17 protein-coding genes and 1 pseudogene are annotated in these 19,311 nt (G+C 63.6%); 11 read left to right on the top strand and 7 right to left on the bottom strand.

Annotated elements, in window-relative coordinates:
• Positions 1-247 precede the first annotated feature (247 nt).
• Positions 248-1,741, bottom strand: coding sequence for a CoA-acylating methylmalonate-semialdehyde dehydrogenase (locus ACLEJW_RS19690; protein ID WP_440778086.1), 1,494 nt, complete (start codon positions 1,739-1,741; stop codon positions 248-250).
• 73 nt (positions 1,742-1,814) lie between these two features.
• Positions 1,815-3,161 carry an aspartate aminotransferase family protein gene (locus tag ACLEJW_RS19695; RefSeq protein ID WP_313457973.1) on the bottom strand — a complete coding sequence of 449 codons (1,347 nt, stop codon included), beginning with the start codon at positions 3,159-3,161 and terminating at the stop codon, positions 1,815-1,817.
• A 118-nt stretch (positions 3,162-3,279) separates the two neighbouring features.
• Here ACLEJW_RS19695 and ACLEJW_RS19700 point away from each other — a divergent pair, with 118 nt between their 5' ends.
• The 5 genes from ACLEJW_RS19700 (at position 3,280) to ACLEJW_RS19720 (ending at position 7,633) form a co-directional block, all read left to right on the top strand.
• The gene (locus ACLEJW_RS19700; RefSeq protein ID WP_145190865.1) at positions 3,280-4,197 is read left to right on the top strand and encodes a LysR family transcriptional regulator; all 918 of its coding nucleotides are present in this window, start codon (positions 3,280-3,282) and stop codon (positions 4,195-4,197) included.
• A 90-nt stretch (positions 4,198-4,287) separates the two neighbouring features.
• A complete protein-coding gene (locus ACLEJW_RS19705; protein ID WP_145190862.1) occupies positions 4,288-4,950 on the top strand; it encodes a TetR/AcrR family transcriptional regulator in 663 nt (220 codons plus the stop codon).
• 20 nt (positions 4,951-4,970) lie between these two features.
• Positions 4,971-5,555 (top strand): IMPACT family protein, encoded by a 585-nt coding sequence (locus ACLEJW_RS19710; protein ID WP_313299441.1) that lies wholly within the window; start codon positions 4,971-4,973, stop codon positions 5,553-5,555.
• A 361-nt stretch (positions 5,556-5,916) separates the two neighbouring features.
• On the top strand, positions 5,917-6,603 hold the full coding sequence (locus ACLEJW_RS19715) for an SDR family oxidoreductase (protein WP_145190857.1): 687 nt from the start codon (positions 5,917-5,919) through the stop codon (positions 6,601-6,603).
• Positions 6,604-6,685: 82 nt separating this feature from the next.
• Positions 6,686-7,633, top strand: coding sequence for an adenosine deaminase (locus ACLEJW_RS19720; RefSeq protein ID WP_313299437.1), 948 nt, complete (start codon positions 6,686-6,688; stop codon positions 7,631-7,633).
• Positions 7,634-7,650: 17 nt separating this feature from the next.
• Here the strand turns inward: ACLEJW_RS19720 and ACLEJW_RS19725 are convergent, their stop codons facing one another.
• The 3 genes from ACLEJW_RS19725 to ACLEJW_RS19735 all read right to left on the bottom strand — a co-directional run bounded on the left by ACLEJW_RS19725 (position 7,651) and on the right by ACLEJW_RS19735 (position 10,177).
• The gene (locus ACLEJW_RS19725; protein ID WP_145190851.1) at positions 7,651-8,358 is read right to left on the bottom strand and encodes an ArsR/SmtB family transcription factor; all 708 of its coding nucleotides are present in this window, start codon (positions 8,356-8,358) and stop codon (positions 7,651-7,653) included.
• Between the two features lie 338 nt (positions 8,359-8,696).
• Positions 8,697-9,875, bottom strand: coding sequence for a multidrug effflux MFS transporter (locus tag ACLEJW_RS19730; protein ID WP_145190848.1), 1,179 nt, complete (start codon positions 9,873-9,875; stop codon positions 8,697-8,699).
• 104 nt (positions 9,876-9,979) lie between these two features.
• Positions 9,980-10,177, bottom strand: a complete 198-nt coding sequence (locus ACLEJW_RS19735) for a heavy-metal-associated domain-containing protein (protein WP_145190846.1) — start codon at positions 10,175-10,177, stop codon at positions 9,980-9,982.
• Positions 10,178-10,322: 145 nt separating this feature from the next.
• Here ACLEJW_RS19735 and ACLEJW_RS19740 point away from each other — a divergent pair, with 145 nt between their 5' ends.
• The 5 genes and pseudogenes from ACLEJW_RS19740 (at position 10,323) to ACLEJW_RS19760 (ending at position 15,692) form a co-directional block, all read left to right on the top strand.
• Entirely contained in the window at positions 10,323-10,709 is a 387-nt protein-coding gene (locus ACLEJW_RS19740; protein ID WP_313299430.1) for a hypothetical protein, read from the top strand.
• Positions 10,710-10,761: 52 nt separating this feature from the next.
• Complete coding sequence (locus ACLEJW_RS19745; protein WP_440778087.1) at positions 10,762-13,161, top strand: heavy metal translocating P-type ATPase; 2,400 nt, start codon at positions 10,762-10,764, stop codon at positions 13,159-13,161.
• Positions 13,158-13,568: a Cu(I)-responsive transcriptional regulator gene (gene cueR / locus ACLEJW_RS19750; RefSeq protein WP_440778088.1), complete on the top strand. Its 411-nt coding sequence runs from the start codon at positions 13,158-13,160 to the stop codon at positions 13,566-13,568. Before ACLEJW_RS19745 ends, cueR begins: the two co-directional genes overlap by 4 nt.
• Before the next feature lie 180 nt (positions 13,569-13,748).
• A pseudogene (locus ACLEJW_RS19755) lies at positions 13,749-14,834 on the top strand (HAMP domain-containing protein); the annotation flags it as partial.
• A 129-nt stretch (positions 14,835-14,963) separates the two neighbouring features.
• Complete coding sequence (locus tag ACLEJW_RS19760; protein ID WP_371918165.1) at positions 14,964-15,692, top strand: methyl-accepting chemotaxis protein; 729 nt, start codon at positions 14,964-14,966, stop codon at positions 15,690-15,692.
• 38 nt (positions 15,693-15,730) lie between these two features.
• On the opposite strand, the gene ACLEJW_RS19765 is transcribed toward ACLEJW_RS19760, so the two are convergent.
• Together ACLEJW_RS19765 and ACLEJW_RS19770 are read right to left on the bottom strand one after the other, a co-directional pair.
• The gene (locus ACLEJW_RS19765) at positions 15,731-16,510 is read right to left on the bottom strand and encodes an AraC family transcriptional regulator (RefSeq protein ID WP_145190834.1); all 780 of its coding nucleotides are present in this window, start codon (positions 16,508-16,510) and stop codon (positions 15,731-15,733) included.
• Between the two features lie 52 nt (positions 16,511-16,562).
• A complete protein-coding gene (locus tag ACLEJW_RS19770; RefSeq protein WP_145190831.1) occupies positions 16,563-17,840 on the bottom strand; it encodes an acetyl-CoA C-acetyltransferase in 1,278 nt (425 codons plus the stop codon).
• Positions 17,841-17,957: 117 nt separating this feature from the next.
• Between ACLEJW_RS19770 and ACLEJW_RS19775 the strand changes: the two genes are divergently transcribed.
• Positions 17,958-19,310: a 3-oxoacyl-ACP reductase gene (locus ACLEJW_RS19775; RefSeq protein ID WP_440778089.1), complete on the top strand. Its 1,353-nt coding sequence runs from the start codon at positions 17,958-17,960 to the stop codon at positions 19,308-19,310.
• The last annotated feature ends 1 nt before the right edge of the window (position 19,311 follow it).

A 19,311-nucleotide genomic window follows, 5' to 3' on the forward strand; every position in this document is an offset into this window, starting at 1 on the left:
CAGCGTTTAAAACCGCTGTCAACCATTCATCTCAACCGCTGCCGATCTGACGATCGAAGCGCTCCCAACACCGCTTGAACAATCTAACTCGTTGAATCTCAAGGAGTTTCTCGTTCCGTTGTCGCTGGAAGTGGGGCGCATTATAAGGGGATTCGAGAGGGCGTCAACCGTTAATTTGATTAAATGCAGCTATCGCTGAAAAACAAAGCGGGGAGGCCACTCGGCCTCCCCGCTTCACTTCAACCCGTCAAAGGCTTGGGAAGGCAAACTGTGACGCTTCGTGGCTGGCGCGTCGCGGCCAGCGCTGAGTGATCGCCTTGCGGCGCGTATAGAAACGCACGCCGTCCGGTCCGTAGGCATGCAGATCGCCAAACAGCGAGCGCTTCCAGCCGCCGAAGCTGTGGTAGGCCACCGGCACCGGCAATGGCACGTTGACCCCGACCATGCCGACTTCGATCTCATCGCAGAACAGCCGCGCCGCTTCACCGTCCCGGGTAAAGATGCAGGTACCGTTGCCGTACTCATGCTCGTTGATCAGCTGCATGGCCTGCTCCAGGCTGTTCACGCGCACCACGCACAGCACTGGGCCAAAGATCTCTTCTTTATAGATACGCATCTCTGGGGTGACCTTGTCGAACAAGGTACCGCCGACGAAGTAGCCATCCTCGTTACCCGCCACACGCAGGCCGCGACCGTCGACCACCAGCCTGGCCCCCGCCGCCACACCTTCGTCGATGTAGCCCACCACTTTGTCCCGCGCAGCTGCCGTCACCAATGGCCCCATGTCCAGTCCGCACGAGGTGCCGGCGCCGATCTTCAGGGCCTTGATCTGCGGCTCCAGTTTGGCGATCAGGGCATCGGCCACCTGGTCACCCACACACACGGCGACCGAAATCGCCATGCAGCGCTCGCCGCAAGAACCATAAGCGGCGCCCATCAGTGCGCTGACAGCGTTGTCCAGATCGGCGTCGGGCATCAGTACCGCGTGGTTCTTGGCCCCACCCAGCGCTTGCACGCGCTTGCCGCGCTTGGTGCCCTCGGCATAGATGTACTCGGCGATCGGCGTCGAACCGACGAAGCTCAGCGCCTTGACCTCCGGCGCCTCGATCAGTGCATCGACCGCTTCCTTGTCGCCGTGCACCACATTGAGGATGCCTTTTGGCAAACCCGCCTCCAGCAACAGCTGGGCAATGAACAAGGTCGAGCTAGGGTCACGCTCGGAAGGCTTGAGGATGAACGCATTGCCACATGCGATCGCCAGCGGGTACATCCACAGCGGCACCATGGCCGGGAAATTGAACGGCGTGATGCCGGCTACCACACCCAGTGGCTGAAAATCCGACCAGGCATCGATGTTCGGGCCGACGTTGCGGCTGTATTCACCCTTGAGCACTTCAGGCGCTGCGCAGGCGAACTCGACGTTCTCGATGCCGCGCTTGAGTTCGCCCGCGGCGTCTTCCAAGGTCTTGCCGTGCTCTTCGCTGATCATTTGCGAAATGCGTGCTTCGTTTTGCTCCAGCAATTGCTTGAAGCGGAACATCACCTGGGCGCGCTTGGCCGGTGGGGTGTTGCGCCAAGCCGGGAATGCCGCCTTGGCCGAATCGATCGCCGCTTGCACGGTCGCGCGACTGGCCAGTTCGACCTTGCGCACCGCTTGCCCGGTGGACGGATTGAAGACATCGGCGGTGCGCTCACCATTGCTGACCAGTTCGCCGTGAATCAGGTGCTGAACAATGCTCATGCAGTACTCCAGATAAAGAAGGTCGAAGCTGGCGCGTGATCAAGGCCCCGCACCAGCCAACGAAAACCAAACGTCAGTCGATTTTATGCAGCGCTTCGCCAACTGCGTCGAACAGGCGGTCCAGCTCGTGCGGCTGGGTATTGAAGGTCGGGCCAAACTGCAGGGTGTCACCGCCGAACCGCACATAGAAGCCGGCTTGCCACAGCTTCATCGCCGCTTCATAGGGGCGTACGATCGCATCGCCATCGCGCGCGGCGATCTGGATCGCGCCGGCCAGGCCGTAGTTGCGGATATCGACGACGTTCTTGGTGCCCTTGACGCCATGCAGCAGCTGCTCGAAGTGCGGCGCAAGTTCGGCAGCCGACTGCACCAGGTTTTCCCGTTGCAGCAGGTCGAGCGCAGCGATACCGGCCGCGCACGCCACAGGGTGGGCCGAATAGGTATAGCCATGGGGGAATTCCACGGCGTAGTCCGGCGTCGGCTGATTCATGAAGGTATGGTAGATCTCGCTCGAGGCGATCACCGCGCCCATCGGGATGGCGCCGTTGGTAACCTGTTTGGCGATGCACATCAAGTCAGGCGTCACAGCGAACGCCTCGGCGCCAGTCATTGCCCCCATGCGACCGAAGCCGGTGATGACTTCATCGAAGATCAGCAGAATATTGTGCTGGGTGCAGATTTCGCGCAGGCGCTTGAGGTAGCCCTTCGGCGGCGGCAAGACACCTGCCGAGCCCGCCAGAGGCTCGACGATGACCGCAGCGATGTTCGATGCGTCGTGCAGCTCGATCAGCTTGAGCATCTCATCGGCCAAGGCGATGCCACCCTCCTCCGGCAAGCCCTTGGAGAACGCGTTCACCGGCAGCACGGTGTGTGGAAGGTGATCGACGTCCAGCAACTGCCCGAACATCTTGCGGTTGCCATTGACGCCCCCCAGGCTGGTGCCGGCGATGTTCACCCCGTGGTAACCCCGGGCACGGCCGATGATCTTGGTTTTGCTGGCCTGGCCCTTCAGGCGCCAGTAGGCGCGCACCATCTTCAGCGCGGTGTCGCAGCACTCGGAGCCGGAGTTGGTATAGAACACGTGATTGAGGTCGCCCGGGGTGAGCTCTGCGATCTTCTCGGCCAGTTGGAACGACAGCGGGTGGCCAAACTGGAAGGCTGGCGAGTAATCCAGCGTACCGAGCTGTCGGGTCACTGCGTCGGTGATCTCCTTGCGCGTATGCCCAGCGCCACAGGTCCACAGGCCCGAGAGGGCATCGAAGATCCTGCGCCCCTTGTCGTCGACCAGGTGGTTGCCATCGGCAGCCACGATCAACCGCGGATCGCGCTGGAAGTTACGGTTGGCGGTGTAAGGCATCCAGTGGGCATCCAGCTTGAGCTGGCTGGCGATACCGGGGTGAGCGGTTTCGGGCATGTTCATCGGCGGTTCCTCGGCATACGAATAGGCAACGATGGATGTTGTTGCAGCTAAATTCGCACGAGGATAAAGTCTGAAAAAGCTTGCATTTGTAATCTTCAGTTAGCCCAAGACTAAACTAATGAGCCGACGCCCCGATCCTCTCGCGCAAGTCAGCGACTTCGACATCCGCCTGCTGAAAATCTACCGCAGCGTGGTCGAGTGCGGCGGTTTTTCCGCTGCCGAAAATGTGCTGGGTATCGGCCGCTCGGCGATCAGCCAGCAGATGAACGACCTTGAGCAGCGCCTGGGCCTGCGGCTGTGCCAACGGGGCCGCGCCGGCTTTTCACTGACCGAAGAAGGTCGCGAGGTCTATCAGTCGGCGCTGCAATTGCTGAGCGCACTGGAAACCTTCCGCACCGAAGTCAACGGCCTGCATCAGCACCTGCGCGGCGAGCTGAACATCGGCTTGACCGACAACCTGGTGACCCTGCCGCACATGCGCATTACCCATGCGCTGGCCGAGCTCAAGGATCGCGGTCCTGAGGTGCGCATCCAGATCCGCATGATCGCCCCGAGCCAAGTTGAACAAGGCGTGCTCGACGGCAGCCTGCACGTCGGCGTGGTGCCGCAGACCAGCCCGCTGTCGGGCCTCGATTACCAACCGCTGTACAGCGAACGTTCACTGCTTTATTGCGCTGTCGGCCACCCACTGTTCTACGCCGACGACCAGCAGATCGACGACGCGCGGCTCAACAGCCAAGAGGCGATTGCGCCGACGTTTCGCTTGCCCGCCGAGGTCCAGGCGCACTACCAGGCGCTCAACTGCACGGCCAGCGCCTCGGACCGCGAAGGCATGGCCTTCCTGATTCTCACTGGCCGCTACATCGGCTACCTGCCTGACCACTACGCCAGTTTCTGGGTTCAGCAAGGGCGCCTGCGTGCGCTCAAGTCGGGCCAGCGCTTCTATGACCTCAGCCTGAGCTGGGTCACGCGCAAGGGACGCCGCCCCAACCTGGTCCTGGAGAGCTTCCTCGACAGTCTGGCTGCGACACGCTGATGCCTGCCACTGACGCTAACGCTTGTCACTTGAGCACAGGCAGGTAATCTTGTCCGACATCCGTTGCCACAGACCTGTACGGAATCGTCCATGACCCTTGAAGTCCCTGCGCATCGCCTCGCCGCCTCGGGCAAGCCTGCCGGCCGCATCCGCCAGAAAAACGAACAAGCCATCATCCAGGCCGCCGAAGACGAATTCGCCCGTCACGGGTTCAAAGGCACCAGCATGAACACCATCGCGCTGAAAGCCGGCCTGCCCAAAGCCAACCTGCATTACTACTTCACCAACAAGCTCGGCCTGTACATCGCCGTGCTCAGCAACATCATCGAGCTGTGGGACAGTACCTTCAACGCACTTAGCGTGGAGGATGACCCTGGCCAGGCGCTGAGCCATTACATCCGCACCAAGATGGAATTCTCCCGGCGTAACCCGCAGGCTTCGCGCATCTTCGCGATGGAAGTGATCAGCGGTGGCAATTGCCTGACCGAGTATTTCAGTGCTGACTACCGTGAGTGGTTCCGTGGCCGCGCTGCGGTCTTCCAGGCCTGGATCGAAGCCGGCAAGATGGATCCGGTCGACCCGGTGCACCTGATCTTCCTGCTGTGGGGCAGCACCCAGCACTATGCCGATTTCGCCACACAAATCTGCCAGGTCACCGGGCGCAATCGCCTGACCAAGCAAGACATGGAAGACGCGAGCAACAACCTTATTCACATCATTCTCAAGGGGTGCGGCATTCAGCCGACTGCCTGACACCACGAGCTGGTCCACCAATGCCTTCTACCCTGCTCGAGCTCTGCGAATTTCGCGAAGAAATCCGCAAGAGCCGTTTCATCACCCTGGCCGGGCCGATCACCAGCGCCGCCGATGCTGCAGCCTTCATCGAGCGCCACAGCGACCCTGGCGCGACACACAATTGCTGGGCCTGGAAGATCGCCGGGCAATACCGCAGCAATGACGACGGCGAACCCGGCGGGACCGCCGGCCGGCCTATTCTTGCCGCCATCGAGGCACAGGACTGCGACCAGGTCGTGGTGCTGGTGATCCGCTGGTACGGCGGGATCCAGCTGGGCACCGGTGGATTGGCGCGCGCCTACGGGGGTGGCGCCAACAAATGCCTGCAGCAGGCAGGCAAACGGCTGCTGGTGCAACGCGACGACTACACCTGCAGTTGCACCTTCGCCGAGTTGGCCCTCGTCAAATTGCGTCTGGCCGAGGCCGAAGGCCTGGTACTGGCCGAACAGTTCACCGCCAATGGCGTCGACCTGCAGATCGCCGTGGGTGCTGACCAGGTCGCTCTCCTGCGCCAGCAGCTGGCTGATCTGAGCCGCGGCCGAATTCGCTTGCAGGCGCAGTGAATCTGCCCACAACTGCTGTGGGCCTGGCTGTGGATAAGCTTGGGGCACTCTGCTCCAAGCCACGCCAGGTAAGCGCTGCAGCCCTCTGATCATAATTTGATCAGCACCTGATGACAGCCCTAACCGCCTGACACTCATCGAGTTATCCCCAACAGGAATCACCGGGCTTTCCCACCCTGGCAGGCCGTTGCGCACATTTACTGTGGACGAGCCTGTGGATAACCCGTTAGCCAACCCGCCAGCCCCGCGATGGTTAACGGTTACAGAGTGCTGATCATTTTTTGTTCAATCGATTCCAAGCGCGGGGGGCAGGCCTGACGTATGCTGAGCGCTTCCAACGCAACCGACAAAGGAGCCCTTCATGGTCAACACTAAGACTGCCCTCATCATCGGCGCATCCCGCGGCCTTGGGCTGGGCCTGGTGCAGCGCCTGCACGAAGACGGCTGGGCCATCACCGCTACGGTGCGCAACCCACAGCGTCCTGGGGCGCTCGCCGAGGTACCGGGGGTGCGCATCGAGCAACTGGAGATGAACGACACCGCGCAGCTCGACGGCCTGCAGCAGCGTCTGCAAGACCAGGTGTTCGACCTGGTGTTCGTCAATGCCGGTGTCATGGGGCCATTGCCGCAAGAGCTGGAAACGGTACAGACCCAGGCGATCGGCGAGCTGTTCATGACCAACGCCGTGGCCCCCATTCGTGTTGCCCGCCGTCTGGCCGGCAACCTGCGTGAAGGCAGCGGTGTATTGGCGTTCATGAGCTCGATACTGGGCAGCGTGAGCATCCCCGATGGCGGTGAGATTTGCCTGTACAAGGCCAGCAAGGCTGCCCTGAATTCAATGATCAACAGCTTCGTGGTCGAGTTGCAGCGGCCTGACCTGTGCGTGCTGGCCATGCACCCCGGTTGGGTCAAGACCGACATGGGCGGCGAAAATGCCGAAATCGACGTGCTCACCAGCACCCGCGGCATGCTCGAGCAGATCAAGGCCCAGAGCGGCAATGGCGGCCTGCGCTTCATCAATTACAAGGGTGAATCGTTGACTTGGTGATCAGAAACGCGACAGGCCGGGCGCAATGCCCGGCTCAGCCCTGTAGAATGCTGGCAACCGTTCCTGATTCGAGATCTACCCTATGTACGACTGGCTCAATGCCCTGCCCAAGGCTGAACTGCACCTGCACCTTGAGGGTTCGCTGGAGCCCGAACTGTTGTTCGCCCTGGCCGAGCGCAACAAGATCGCCCTGCCCTGGAACGATGTCGAGGCCCTGCGCAGCGCCTACGCCTTCAACAACCTGCAGGAATTTCTCGACCTGTATTACCAGGGTGCCGATGTACTGCGCACCGAGCAGGATTTCTACGACCTGACCTGGGCCTACCTGCAGCGCTGCAAGGCGCAGAACGTTATCCACACCGAGCCCTTTTTCGACCCGCAGACCCACACAGACCGCGGTATCCCCTTCGAAGTGGTGCTCAACGGCATCAATCAGGCCTTGAAGGATGGTCGCGACCAGCTCGGCATCAGCAGCGGCCTGATCCTGAGCTTCCTGCGCCACCTCAGCGAGGACGAAGCGCACAAGACCCTCGACCAAGCGCTGCCGTACCGCGACGCTTTCATCGCCGTGGGCCTGGACAGCTCGGAAATGGGCCATCCGCCGAGCAAGTTCCAGCGCGTGTTCGACCGTGCCCGCAGCGAAGGTTTCGTTGCTGTCGCCCATGCCGGTGAAGAAGGCCCGCCCGAGTACATCTGGGAAGCATTGGACCTGCTGCAGATCAAGCGCATCGACCATGGTGTGCGCGCCATCGAAGACGAGCGCCTGATGCAGCGGATCATCGACGAACAGATCCCGCTCACGGTGTGCCCGTTGTCCAACACCAAGCTGTGCGTGTTCGACCACATGAGCCAGCACAACATTCTCGACATGCTCGAGCGCGGCGTGAAGGTCACGGTCAACTCTGACGACCCAGCCTACTTCGGCGGCTACGTCACCGAGAACTTCCACGCCTTGCACACCCACCTGGGCATGAGCGAAGACCAGGCTCGCCGGCTGGCGCAGAACAGCCTGGACGCCCGCCTGGTGTAACCCTCGCGACGTTGCAGCTAGCCCATCTGCAACGTCGTCACCCGGCCGATGCCGTTGATCCGCTGTACGCCGTCGGCGGAAATCTGCAGCACCCGGCTGCCGTCCTGCTCGCGGATCCAGCCCGATTGCAGAAACAGCGTGAGCAGGGCCTTACCCAAGCTGCCGCCCAGGTGAGGGCCTTGGTCGCTCCACTCATTGCAGTGGCAGATGGTGCAGACGTGGCGATGTCGCGAGGCCAGGGCGTCGATGTACACGCCAATGGCCGCAAGCTGCTTGCGCCCCTCGTCGCTGACCACCAGCCCGCCCTCGCCGCCATCGAGCCACCCCGCCACGACCAACCGGTGATACAGCTCACCTGCCAGCTCACCGCCAAGGTGATCGCCACAGCGGCGTGCCCTGCGCATCGACATCGGCAGCTGCAGGGCGTCGCCGCCTGGGCGCTTGTCCGTGGCCAGCAGGACGCTGGCCAGCGCTTCCACAGCAACGCCCACTTGCGGGGTGGCCAAGCGGAAGTAACGTTTGCGGCCACGCGCCTCGAGCCTGAGCAGGCCCGCCGAAGACAGCAGCGAAAGATGGGCGCAGGCCGAGGAAGACGTCAGCCCCGTCATCATCGCCAGTTCGTCGGTGGGTCGCGGCGTGCCGTCGATCAACGCCCACAACATCGCGCTGCGCTTGGGGTCGGCCATCAGGCCGGCAATCTGACTGATACTGCTGGCTGCATTCATGTCCCTGTATTTCTCCGCATGATCACGTCTGGTTTTCCGAGGCCTGCCTTGGCAATGCTGTTCGCCCCCAGGCTCAGCGCCCAGGCCAGTATAAGCCGCTGCAATGCACTGCTCAGGCGGGCTGAACAGCTCAACGGGCGTGGGTAGGCCGACCCTCGATGCTAGCGAGCCTACCCAGGAAGGAGGCTCGCCACCGACAGATAAAGGCAAACAAAGGACATGAGGAACAATCGCCCGGAGTAAGCAGCGACTCTGCTGACAGTGCAGTTCCTCAAGTAGCGCAAATCAAAGCGAAGCTTCCACCGCGATCCTAGGACAGTGCGCCACCGCGCGGCCGATCAGCCGCGCGCGGCCTGCAAGCGCCGGGTCAGCAAGGCGACACTGACCACCAACGCCCCGCACACACTCAACACCAGCGCCATCGGCACGGCGCTACCGTCATGCAGCACGCCAACCAACGCCGCGGCTGCAGCGGCGACGCTAAATTGCAAGCTGCCCATCAACGCCGAGGCGCTGCCCGCGCGTGCCCCCTGCCCGTTCATGGCGCACGCCGCCGCATTGGGGATGATGCAACCCAAGCTGGCAAGACAGACGAACAACGGAATCAGCAACGGCCACAGCTGGGTCGGACGCAATGCCGCCACGGCCAGTAGCACAAGTCCTGCGAGCAGATAGACCCAGACTGCACGCACCAGCAGGAACGCAGGCCCGCGCTTGGCCAGCAGTCGCGCATTGACCTGCGCCACAAGGATGAAGCCCGCAGCATTGGTGCCGAACAACCAGCCATAGTGTTCGGCGGGAACGCCGTAGAGCTTGATGAACACGAACGGCGAACCGGCGATATAGGCAAACATGCCGGCGATGGCGATGCCGCCGGTCAAGGCATGACCGAGATACACCCGATCGGCAGCCAGGCGCAGGTACTGGCGCAAAGCACCTGAAAGCGGCTGGCGCGGCACATGTGCAGGCAGGCTTTCCGGCAAGCCCAGGCCGATGGCCAGCAGCGCGCCGGCGCTGAACAGGCTCAAGACCAGGAAGATCGACTGCCAACCGGCCACGTTAATCAGCATGCCGCCAAGCAGCGGTGCCAGAATCGGCGCCAGGCCCATCACCAGCATCAGTTGTGAAAACACCTTGGCCGAGGCCACCGGGTCGCATTTGTCGCTGACGATGGCGCGCGCCAGCACCATGCCTGCGCAACCACCCAAGGCCTGGATGAAGCGCCCGACGATCAAGCTGTCGAGATTTGGCGCGAAGGCGCAGCCCAGCGATGCCAGGGCGAACAGCGCCACGCCAAACAACAGCGGCTTGCGCCGGCCAAATCGATCAGCCACCGGACCATAGGCCAACTGGCCGATCGACAGGCCCAGGAAATAGGCAGCCAAGGTGGTTTGTACATGTTTTTCATCGGTAGCGAACGCTTGTGCCATGGCCGGGAACGCCGGCAGGTAAAAGTCGATCGCCAAGGGTCCGAACGCGGTCAACGCGCCCAGAATCAGCACCATTCGCAGGTTCATAAAAATCCATAGCAGGCTAAGCAAGCCGCTAAGTCTACCTGCTGTGCACGCCCCTGCATGAAAACATTCGTAACAATAACGCGCCGACGATCGCTCGCTGCGGCTCAGGCAAGCTGGGCCGCATAGCCCTCTTCTTCAATTGCCGTGATGATCTGCGGCGCGGGCAAGCCACTGTCGACGCGCACCTGATTGGCCGCGAGGTCGACTTCCACTCGGGCGTTGCCATCCTGCGCGTGGACTGCCTGGGTCACGGCTTTGACGCAGTGGCCGCAAGTCATGCCTTGAACATTGAATACGTACATGCTGATCGTCTCCATCGAAGTTTCACTCAGTCTCAACCTTGCCATTACGGCAAGGTCAAGTTCTGAACGCAACGGCCGGGGTGGAAATCCGTGAAGACCTCGGCCAAGCTGCGCCTTTGACGTTTTGCCAAGCAGGAGACTCTTCATGTTCAGGACAGCAGCGGGCCTCGTCGGGCTGTTGGGCGCATTGGTCTTGGCGCCACCGGTCAGCGCCGAGGGTAACGAGGGCTACGGTGTGCTGATCATTTCTCGGGAACGCCTGGAGGTGGCGACCAGCTGCGAGATCGGCGTTTACCTCAACGATCAACTCTCCGGGCGCCTGTTTCAGGAGCAAGCAACCTCGTTCAACCTGCCGCCAGGCCCGGTCGATGTGCGCCTGCGCTTGCTGCCAGGGCAGATGCCCGGCTGCGCACCCGGTATCGAAGACCAACGCAGCACCCGCCTGACCTTGCAGGCCGGGCAGATCAGCAAGTACCGCATCGCCATGGGTCACCAGGGGCTGGAGTTGAGGCGAGCAAGCCTGGGCTATTGACCTTACCCAGGTGGCAAGGTTGATGCTTGACGCCTAGCCAAGGAGCAAAGCCATGCCTGCATCCACAACCTTCGATCTGCCGATCAGCGGCATGACCTGCGCCAGTTGTGCTGGACGCGTCGAACGCGCCCTGCGCAAGGTCGACGGCGCCGAACAGGTCAGCGTCAACCTGGCCAATGAACATGCCAGGCTGCAAGCGCCGGCAGGCAGTCTGCCGGCCTTGCTCGCTGCGGTTCGCAAGGCAGGCTATGGCGTGGCGACGCGCAGCGTCGAGCTGCAGATTGCCGGCATGACCTGCGCCAGCTGCGTGGGCCGTGTCGAACGCGCTCTGAGCAAGTTGCCTGGCGTCGAGCAGGTCAGCGTCAACCTGGCCAGCGAACGCGCCCATCTTGAGGTTGTGCAGACACTTGCCGATGCGCAGATGATCGACGCCGTCGCCAAGGCCGGCTACAGCGCTAGCCCCGTACAGCCGTTCAACGCCAACCGGCGTGATGCACGCCGCCAGCTGCGCAACGAGCGGCTGGCGCTCGCCGGCGCTCTGTTGCTGGCGCTGCCATTGCTGCTGCCCATGCTGCTGCAACCACTGGGTGTGCACTGGATGCTCCCAGCCTGGGTGCAATTCAGCCTCGCCACCCCCGTGCAGTTCATCCTCGGCGCGCGCTTTTACAAAGCCGCGTACAAAGCGCTGCGCGCGGGTGCCGGGAACATGGACCTGCTGGTCGCCCTGGGTACCAGCGCCGGCTACGGCTTGAGCCTGTACCAGTGGGCGATGGCTCCGGCGGGCAGTACGCCACACCTGTATTTCGAAGCCTCGGCCGTGGTCATCGCCCTGGTACTGCTGGGCAAGTACCTGGAAAGCCGCGCCAAGCGCCAGACCGCCAGCGCCATTCGCGCGCTCGAAGCCCTGCGTCCGCAACGCGCCGTGCGTGTGGTCGATGGCCACGAACAGAACGTGGCGATCGAACAGCTGCGCCTGGGCGACCTGGTGCTGGTCAAGCCCGGCGAACGCTTCCCGGTCGATGGCCAGGTCGAGCAAGGTCACAGCCATGCCGACGAGGCCCTGATCAGCGGTGAAAGCCTGCCGGTCGCCAAGCACCCCGGCGCTGGCGTGACCGGCGGTGCCATCAACGGCGAAGGGCAATTGCTGGTGCGCACCCAGGCCCTGGGCACCGAGACGGTACTGGCGCAGATTATCCGCCTGGTCGAGGACGCACAAGCGGCCAAGGCGCCGATTCAGAAGCTGGTCGACCGAGTCAGCCAGGTATTCGTTCCGGCCGTGCTGGTGTTGGCCGCCTTCACCCTGGTCGGTTGGCTGCTGGCAGGCGCCACCGCACAGACGGCGCTGATCAACGCCGTGGCGGTGCTGGTCATCGCCTGCCCTTGTGCACTGGGCCTGGCAACACCAGCGGCGATCATGGCCGGTACCGGCGTCGCCGCCCGCCACGGCATTCTGATCAAGGATGCCGAAGCACTGGAGCGCGCCCATGCGGTCAGCCATGTGGTGTTCGACAAGACCGGCACGCTCACCTCCGGCAGTTCACGGATCGTCCATAGCCAGGCCGTCGACGGCAATGCTGGCGAACTGCATCGGCTGGCCGGCGCCCTGCAGCGCGGTAGCGAGCATCCCCTGGCCACGGCGGTACTGGCCAGCTGCGCCGAGCAAGGCCTGACAGTCCCTCCAGTGGCTGACAGCCAGACGCTCGCCGGTCGCGGCATCAGCGGTCAAGTCGAAGGGCGGTGCTTGGCCCTGGGCAATCGGCGCCTGCTCGAAGAGCACCATGTGCCGCCGGGTCGATTGGCAGAACAGGCGGCCACCTGGGAAGCCGAAGGCCGCACCCTGTCGTGGCTGATCGAGCTTGGCAGCAGCCCCCGCGTGCTGGGTCTGTTCGCCTTTGGCGATACCCTCAAGCCCGGCGCCGAGCAGGCGATCGCCACGCTGCGTGCGCGCGGCATCAGCAGCCATCTGTTGACCGGTGACAACCGCGGCAGTGCGCAGGTGGTGGCCGCTGCGTTGGGCATCGACGACGTGCAGGCCGAAGTGCTGCCGGCCGACAAGGCCGCCAGCGTGGCCGTACTCAAGCGACAAGGTGTGGTGGCGATGGTCGGCGATGGCATCAATGATGCGCCGGCCCTGGCTGCCGCCGATGTCGGCATTGCCATGGGCGCGGGTACCGACGTCGCCATGCACGCTGCCGGCATCACCCTCATGCGCGGCGATCCGGAGCTGGTGCCCGCCGCGTTGCAGATCAGCCGCAAGACCTATGCGAAGATTCGCCAGAACCTGTTCTGGGCCTTCATCTACAACATGATCGGCATTCCCCTGGCCGCGCTGGGCTACCTCAATCCGGTGCTGGCTGGCGCCGCCATGGCGTTGTCGAGCGTCAGCGTGGTCAGCAATGCCCTGTGGCTGAAAACCTGGAAACCCACGTCCCTTACCCAGGAGCCACGATGAACATTGGCCAAGCCGCCCGACGCAGCGGGCTGAGCAGCAAGATGATCCGCTACTACGAAGCCATCGGCCTGCTGCAACCGGCCACCCGCAGCGACAGCGGCTATCGGACGTACCAGACCGAGGACTTGCACCGCCTGGCATTTATCAAGCGTTCCCGTGACCTGGGGTTTTCCCTAGAAGAAGTGGGCAAGCTGCTGACCCTGTGGCAAGACCGCGAACGTGCCAGTGCCGATGTCAAGGCGCTGGCCATGCAGCACATCGACGAACTGAACAAGCGCATCGATGAACTGATCAGCCTGCGCGACACCCTCGGCGAACTGGTTGCCCATTGCCAAGGCGACGACCGTCCGGACTGCCCGATCCTCCAGGACCTGGCCAACGGCAGCGGCTGCTGCGATCAAGGCTGATGCGCTAAAAAGGGCCGCGCTGGCCGCTCTTGGTATGCCATATTAGCCTGCAACCGACCGATTAGTCGCCAAATACGACTTCGCCTAATAAATACGGGGCGTTGGGCTAAAAAAACCCGGCATGCAGCCGATGCAGTTGTTACCTGCCTCGCCTGCAAAAAAATAATTCCGGGAGTGTCGATGAACATCAAACAAAAACTGACCTGGGCGTTCGCGATCATCGCGGGCTTGCCCATCGTCCTCGTGGCCACTTTGGTGGTGATCAACCTGCGCGGTGAAGCCCGCGATGGTTTCCTCGACAGCAGCAACCGGGAAATCCGTCAGGTCAGCAACGCGATGAACATCTTCTTCCAGGGCATCGACCAGAACGTCGCCTACCTGGCGTCGCAACCCCTGGTCGCGGCCACCGGCAACAACTTGAACAAGTTCATCAGCGCCAACCCTTCCGTCGAGTTGGGCGAGCATGACAAGCAGCTGCTGGACTTCTTCACCCGCCTGGCCGAGGCCCATCCCAGCTATGCCTATCTGTCGTACGGGGTCAGCGACGGCGGCTACGTCGGTTGGCCGGCCGGGCAGAAGTTCAGCAACTATGACCCGCGTTCGCGTCCCTGGTACCAGCAAGCCATGGCCAATCCCGGCAAAACCCTGCGCACCGGGGCCTACTACTGGGCTACTGACGATGCGGTACTGATCAGCACCGTGCGGACCGTGGCCAACCAACTGGGCAACCCAGGCGGCGTGGTCAACATCGACGTGTCGCTAAAAAGCCTCACCGAGATCGTCAAGCAGATCAAGCTGGGTGAAAGCGGCTACCTGATGCTGGTGGAAAAGAACGGCAACGTGCTGGTCGACCCGCGCGACGCCGGACACAACTTCAAGCAACTGGCCAGCTTCGGTGATGGCTACGCCGAGCTTGCCAAGGCCGGTCAAGGGCTGGTCGAAGTGCAGATCGACGGCGAACGCTACATGGCCAATGTCTACCCTGACGAAAAGCTCGGCTGGACCTTCATCGGCCTGATCCAGCAAGGCGAAGTGATGCAGACCACCACCCGCCTGACCTGGCTCATCGGCACGGTCGCGCTGGTCCTGGCCGCGCTGTTCGCCCTGGTCGGTACCGCATTCGCCAAACTCATCGTGCGCCCCATCAACAGCGTCACCAGCGGCCTGGAAGACATCGCCCAAGGCGAAGGCGATCTCACCCGTAACCTGGACGTGCGCGGCCGCGATGAAACCGCGCAACTGGCCAGCTGGTTCAACCAGTTCCTCGGCGCCATCCGCAGCCTGATCCAGCACATTGGCTCGGCCGCAGGCAAGATCCTCAGCACTTCAAGCAGCTCCACGCGGGTTTCCAGCGACATGGCCGAAGCGGCCGGACGCCAACGCGAAGCGGTCGACATGGTGTCCACCGCCTTCCATGAAATGGTCGCTACCGCCAACGAAGTGGCGCGCTCGTGCAGCCAGGCCGCACAGTCTGCCGACAGCGGCCAGCAACAGGCACGCGAAGGCCAGCAGCAGATCGATGCCGCGGTCAACAGCGTCGATCGGCTGAGCCAGGAGATCGAGCAGTCGGCACAGTCGATCCAGCAGCTGGAGCGTGACAGCAACGCCATCCAGTCGATTCTCGGCACCATTCGCTCGATCGCCGAGCAGACCAACCTGCTGGCGCTTAACGCGGCCATCGAAGCGGCCCGCGCCGGGGAGCAAGGCCGCGGCTTCGCCGTGGTGGCCGATGAAGTCCGCGCGCTGGCCAAGCGCACGGCCGACTCCACGGCCGAAATCGACGGTTTGCTAGGCAACCTCGCCAGCCGCACCGCCGAGGTGGCCGAGCAGATGCATGCCAGCCTGGAGGTCTCTCAACAGTCGGTAAGCCGCATTGGCCTGGCGCGCGACAGCTTCGGGCAGATTCGTGAGTCGGTGGACGTCATTCGCGACATGAACACCCAGATCGCCACTGCCGCCGAGGAGCAACACCAAGTCGCCGAGGATATCAACCGCCACATCAGCCAGATCCATGGCGATGCGCAACTGGTGGCCGAGCTGGCCCAGGCCGCGCGCCAGGATTCCGAGAGCCTGGCCGGGCTGTCCAACGAGCTGGATTCGCTGGTACGGCGTTTTCGCACCTGAGCAGTGATCCGCTACTGGCCGTCGTCGGTAGCGGATCGCTACAGTTTCAGTTCGCCGGGCGTGGCACCGAACAGCTGCTTGAACGCCGCGATGTAAGCCGAGGTGGAGTCATAGCCGCAGGCCAGAGCCGCCTCGGTCACGCTCTGCCCCGCCTCCAATGACGCCAGCGACGACAACAGCCGCATGCGCTGGCGCCAATGGCGAAAGCTCAAGCCAGTCTCACGCTGGAACAAGCGCATCAGGGTCTTTTCCGAGCAGCTCAGCTGGGTGGCCCAGGCCTGCAGGGTCTGCGCCCGCTCCGGTTCGGCAATCAAGCCGTTACACAAGGCCAGCAGGCCTGGATGACGCGGCAGCGGCAGGGAAAACCCCACTTCGGGCAAGGTCCGCAACTGATCGAGCAGCACCGCCACCAGGCGCGCTTCGGCGCTGTCACCTTCGGCGTATTCGGCAGGCAAACGGCAGAACGCCTTGATCAGCTCACGGGCCAGCGGCGTGACTTCGAGCACTCGACAATGCGCCGGTGCCCACACGCAGGCATCGCAGCGGATGTACAAACTGCGCATCTCCGCCTGACCTGAGGTGACCACCTCATGCTCGGCATCAGCCGGAATCCAAACGCCCCACTGCGGCGGTGCGAAATAACTGCCGTCTGCGGTGTAGACCCCCAGGACACCGCTGATGGCGTAGGAAAACTGCACCCAGGAATGGCGGTGCCGCGTCGTCCACGATCCGGCGCCAAGGCTTTCGGCGCGGGCGTACAACGGCCGCGGCAATTGCGCCAGGCTAGGAAGGGCACGCGGCTGTCCGGTGGTGTGCATGGCGGTGTCGGGTAGTGGCGAGCAGACAAGCCTATCAGAGATCGACAGCCGCTCAGCGTTCGACGATCACCGTCACCCCTTGCCCACCGGCGGCACAGATCGAAATCAGCCCACGGCCCTTGCCCGCCTGCGCCAGCAACTTGGCAAGGTTGGCCAGAATGCGCGCCCCGGTTGCGGCAAACGGGTGGCCAGCGGCCAGGGAGCTGCCTTTGACGTTGAGCTTGCTGCGGTCAATGGCGCCCAGAGGCGCATCCAGGCCCAGGCGATCGCGGCAGAAATCAGGGTCTTGCCACGCTTTCAGGGTGCACAGCACCTGAGCTGCGAACGCCTCGTGAATCTCGTAGTAGTCGAAATCCTGCAGGCTCAGGCCGTTGCGTGCCAGCAGGCGCGGCACCGCGTAGGCCGGGGCCATCAGCAGACCTTCATGACCACTGACGAAGTCCACCGCAGCGGTTTCGCCATCGACCAGGTAGGCCAGCACCGGTAAACCTTGTTGCGCGGCCCACTGCTCCGAGCCCAACAACACCACCGAGGCGCCATCGGTCAGGGGCGTGGAGTTGCCCGCGGTGAGCGTGCCCTGGCCTGAGCGATCGAAGGCGGGCTTGAGTTTGGCCAACTGCTCCAGGGTCAGCTCAGGCCTTAAGTTGTTGTCGCGCACCAGGCCCATGAACGGCGTCAGCAAATCATCCTGCCAACCCTCGGCATACGCTGCGGCCAGCTGCCGGTGGCTGTGCAGCGCCAAGGCATCCTGCTCGGCGCGCTCGATCGCCCAGGTCTGGGCCATGCGCTCACAGTGCTCGCCCATCGACAGGCCGGTGCGCGGCTCGCCGTTGCGCGGCAGCTCGGGCTTGATATGGCCGGGGCGTAACTGCAGAAAGGGTTTGAGCCGCTCGCCGAGGGTCTTGCCGCGCCCGGCCTGCAACAAGAGGCGGCGCAGCCCTTCATTGACCCCGATCGGCGCATCGGAGGTGGTGTCGACCCCGCCCGCCACGCCACTGTCGATCTGTCCGAGGGCGATCTTGTTGGCCACCAGCAGCGCCGCTTCAAGGCCCGTGCCACAGGCCTGCTGGATATCGTAGGCCGGCGTCGCCGGCGAGAGGCGCGAGCCCAGCACGCATTCGCGGCTCAGGTTCATGTCCCGTGAGTGCTTGAGCACCGCGCCCGCCACCACTTCGCCAAGGCGCAGGCCGTGCAGGCGGTAACGTTCGACAAGTCCTTCCAGGGCGGTGGTCAGCATCGTCTGATTGCTGGCCGTCGCATAGGCACCGTTCGAGCGTGCGAAAGGAATTCGGTTGCCGCCCAAGATGGCGACCCGGCGAGTGGAACCCATGCGTTTTTTCCTCCTGAAACAAATTGTTCGGTACAGCCTAGGCGTTTTTGCCCCATTCGAACGACCCTGCCTGAAAGTTGGTCCACACTTGCAAGCTTGCTTTCAGGAGACCCGCACATGAGCGATCGCTATCTCGGCTTTGCCAACTCCAACCTCGGGCGCCGCCTGGTCGACGCGCTCGGCCTGCCCAGCCCGGCTCCGCTGGAGCGCTGGCAGGCCGGGCGCCTGCGCCCGGTCGACGGCGCCCTGGTAGTGGGCGGCGGAGCGCTGGCCGGTCAGGTCGAAGCGATCGCCCCGCGCCTGACCGACACCGTGTACAGCTTCGCTGGCAGCGGCCTGCAGGCACCGGCCTGGGTCGCCGGGCTCGGCCCGAAGATCAAGGCGCTGGTGTTCGATGCCAGCCATTTGTCCGACACCGACGCGCTCAAGCAGTTGCGCGAATTCTTCCAGCCCCTGCTGCGCAGCCTCGACCGCTGTGCCCACCTGCTGATTCTGGGCCGCGCGCCAGAGACCCTCGACGACCCGCTGGCGAGCGTGGCCCAGCGCGCCCTCGAAGGCTTCAGCCGCTCGCTGGCCAAAGAACTGCGCAATGGCGCCACCGCGCAATTGCTGTACGTCGAGCCAGGTGCGGATGCTCAGCTCGAAGGCGCCTTGCGCTTTTTCCTGTCACCGAAAAGCGCGTTCATCTCCGGTCAGGTCCTGCGCCTGCAAGCGTGCGCCGCGCAGGTCGAAGACTGGACGCGTCCTCTGGGCGGGCGCCGCGCCCTGGTCACGGGTGCCGCCCGCGGCATCGGTGCGGCCATCGCCGAAACCCTCGCGCGCGACGGCGCCCAGGTGCTGCTGCTGGACGTGCCGCAAGCCCAGCAGGAGCTCGATGCCCTCGCCGCACGCCTGGGCGGTAAAGCCCTGGCGCTGGACATCTGCGCCAGCGATGCACCTGCTCGCCTGCTCGAGGCCCTGCCCGATGGCATCGACATCGTCGTGCACAACGCCGGCATTACCCGCGACAAGACCTTGGCCAACATGACCCCGGAGTACTGGGACGCGGTCATGGCGGTCAACCTGAAAGCTCCGCAGCTACTGACCCAGGCGCTGTTCGATGCCGGTGCGCTGGGCGAACACGCGCGCATTACCCTGCTGGCCTCGGTCAGCGGCATCGCCGGCAATCGCGGCCAGGCCAACTATGCCGCGAGCAAGGCCGGCCTGGTCGGCTTCGCCCAGGCCTGGGCAAGCAAGCTCGCCGAGCGTGGCGCCAGCATCAATGCCGTGGCGCCCGGGTTCATCGAAACGCACATGACCGCCGCGATGCCCGTGGGCCTGCGCGAAGCCGGGCGACGGCTCAGTTCGCTTGGCCAAGGTGGGCGCCCCCAGGATGTTGCCGAGGCCGTGGCCTGGCTCAGCCAACCGGGTTCGGGGGCGGTCAACGGTCAGGTCCTGCGGGTGTGCGGCCAAGCGTTGATGGGAGCCTGAA

This window comes from Pseudomonas sp. SMSB3, assembly GCF_052041965.1.
GTDB lineage: Bacteria > Pseudomonadota > Gammaproteobacteria > Pseudomonadales > Pseudomonadaceae > Aquipseudomonas.

Bases quoted from the DNA above. Each gene is read 5' to 3' on its own strand.
- ACLEJW_RS19690 (WP_440778086.1), bottom strand. From the start codon at position 1,741: ATGAGCATTGTTCAGCACCTGATTCACGGCGAACTGGTCAGCAATGGT.
- ACLEJW_RS19695 (WP_313457973.1), bottom strand. From the start codon at position 3,161: ATGAACATGCCCGAAACCGCTCACCCCGGTATCGCCAGCCAGCTCAAG.
- ACLEJW_RS19700 (WP_145190865.1), top strand. From the start codon at position 3,280: ATGAGCCGACGCCCCGATCCTCTCGCGCAAGTCAGCGACTTCGACATC.
- ACLEJW_RS19705 (WP_145190862.1), top strand. From the start codon at position 4,288: ATGACCCTTGAAGTCCCTGCGCATCGCCTCGCCGCCTCGGGCAAGCCT.
- ACLEJW_RS19710 (WP_313299441.1), top strand. From the start codon at position 4,971: ATGCCTTCTACCCTGCTCGAGCTCTGCGAATTTCGCGAAGAAATCCGC.
- ACLEJW_RS19715 (WP_145190857.1), top strand. From the start codon at position 5,917: ATGGTCAACACTAAGACTGCCCTCATCATCGGCGCATCCCGCGGCCTT.
- ACLEJW_RS19720 (WP_313299437.1), top strand. From the start codon at position 6,686: ATGTACGACTGGCTCAATGCCCTGCCCAAGGCTGAACTGCACCTGCAC.
- ACLEJW_RS19725 (WP_145190851.1), bottom strand. From the start codon at position 8,358: ATGAATGCAGCCAGCAGTATCAGTCAGATTGCCGGCCTGATGGCCGAC.
- ACLEJW_RS19730 (WP_145190848.1), bottom strand. From the start codon at position 9,875: ATGAACCTGCGAATGGTGCTGATTCTGGGCGCGTTGACCGCGTTCGGA.
- ACLEJW_RS19735 (WP_145190846.1), bottom strand. From the start codon at position 10,177: ATGTACGTATTCAATGTTCAAGGCATGACTTGCGGCCACTGCGTCAAA.
- ACLEJW_RS19740 (WP_313299430.1), top strand. From the start codon at position 10,323: ATGTTCAGGACAGCAGCGGGCCTCGTCGGGCTGTTGGGCGCATTGGTC.
- ACLEJW_RS19745 (WP_440778087.1), top strand. From the start codon at position 10,762: ATGCCTGCATCCACAACCTTCGATCTGCCGATCAGCGGCATGACCTGC.
- cueR (WP_440778088.1), top strand. From the start codon at position 13,158: ATGAACATTGGCCAAGCCGCCCGACGCAGCGGGCTGAGCAGCAAGATG.
- ACLEJW_RS19760 (WP_371918165.1), top strand. From the start codon at position 14,964: ATGGTGTCCACCGCCTTCCATGAAATGGTCGCTACCGCCAACGAAGTG.
- ACLEJW_RS19765 (WP_145190834.1), bottom strand. From the start codon at position 16,510: ATGCACACCACCGGACAGCCGCGTGCCCTTCCTAGCCTGGCGCAATTG.
- ACLEJW_RS19770 (WP_145190831.1), bottom strand. From the start codon at position 17,840: ATGGGTTCCACTCGCCGGGTCGCCATCTTGGGCGGCAACCGAATTCCT.
- ACLEJW_RS19775 (WP_440778089.1), top strand. From the start codon at position 17,958: ATGAGCGATCGCTATCTCGGCTTTGCCAACTCCAACCTCGGGCGCCGC.